Below are 1,309 nucleotides of genomic sequence, written 5' to 3'. Positions count from 1 at the left end.
TTCTACTTTTGCACCCGCTTTGAAACACAAGCGAAACAAAATTGAAACACGTTCGTAGACATATTGAATTGACAGCCGTTTTAACAGAGATGTTAGAACAAAAGAATAAGAGTAATGGAATCGAGAGATTTGAAAAGAACCGATAGAGAATTGTCGCATAATAATTAGCTTGAGAAGTCAAGCAAACAATATACGATGAAGAGTTTGATCCTGGCTCAGGATGAACGCTAGCGGCAGGCTTAACACATGCAAGTCGAGGGGTATTTATCTTCGGATAGAGAGACCGGCGCACGGGTGCGTAACGCGTATGCAATCTACCTTTTACAGAGGGATAGCCCAGAGAAATTTGGATTAATACCTCATAGTATAACATGACCGCATGGTCGAGTTATTAAAGTCACAACGGTAAAAGATGAGCATGCGTCCCATTAGCTAGTTGGTAAGGTAACGGCTTACCAAGGCTACGATGGGTAGGGGTCCTGAGAGGGAGATCCCCCACACTGGTACTGAGACACGGACCAGACTCCTACGGGAGGCAGCAGTGAGGAATATTGGACAATGGGCGCAAGCCTGATCCAGCCATGCCGCGTGCAGGATGACGGTCCTATGGATTGTAAACTGCTTTTATACGAGAAGAAACACTGCTTCGTGAAGCAGCTTGACGGTATCGTAAGAATAAGGATCGGCTAACTCCGTGCCAGCAGCCGCGGTAATACGGAGGATCCAAGCGTTATCCGGAATCATTGGGTTTAAAGGGTCCGTAGGCGGTTTGGTAAGTCAGTGGTGAAAGCCCATCGCTCAACGGTGGAACGGCCATTGATACTGCCAGACTTGAATTATTAGGAAGTAACTAGAATATGTAGTGTAGCGGTGAAATGCTTAGAGATTACATGGAATACCAATTGCGAAGGCAGGTTACTACTAATGGATTGACGCTGATGGACGAAAGCGTGGGTAGCGAACAGGATTAGATACCCTGGTAGTCCACGCCGTAAACGATGGATACTAGCTGTTGGAAGCAATTTCAGTGGCTAAGCGAAAGTGATAAGTATCCCACCTGGGGAGTACGTTCGCAAGAATGAAACTCAAAGGAATTGACGGGGGCCCGCACAAGCGGTGGAGCATGTGGTTTAATTCGATGATACGCGAGGAACCTTACCAAGGCTTAAATGTAGATTGACCGATTTGGAAACAGATCTTTCGCAAGACAATTTACAAGGTGCTGCATGGTTGTCGTCAGCTCGTGCCGTGAGGTGTCAGGTTAAGTCCTATAACGAGCGCAACCCCTGTTGTTAGTTGCCAGCGAGTC

General features: G+C 46.8%; 1 rRNA gene (cut by a window edge). It reads left to right on the top strand.

The annotated features are described in order from the left end of the window. Positions 1-192: 192 nt before the first annotated feature. Positions 193-1,309 (top strand): 16S ribosomal RNA (locus SD960_RS23660) (it continues 494 nt past the right edge of the window).

It is taken from the genome of Flavobacterium sp. MMLR14_040 (genome assembly GCF_033657265.1).
GTDB lineage: Bacteria > Bacteroidota > Bacteroidia > Flavobacteriales > Flavobacteriaceae > Flavobacterium.
Note: the sequence above shows the minus strand (reverse complement) of the source record. Positions and strands in the feature narration are given on the sequence as shown.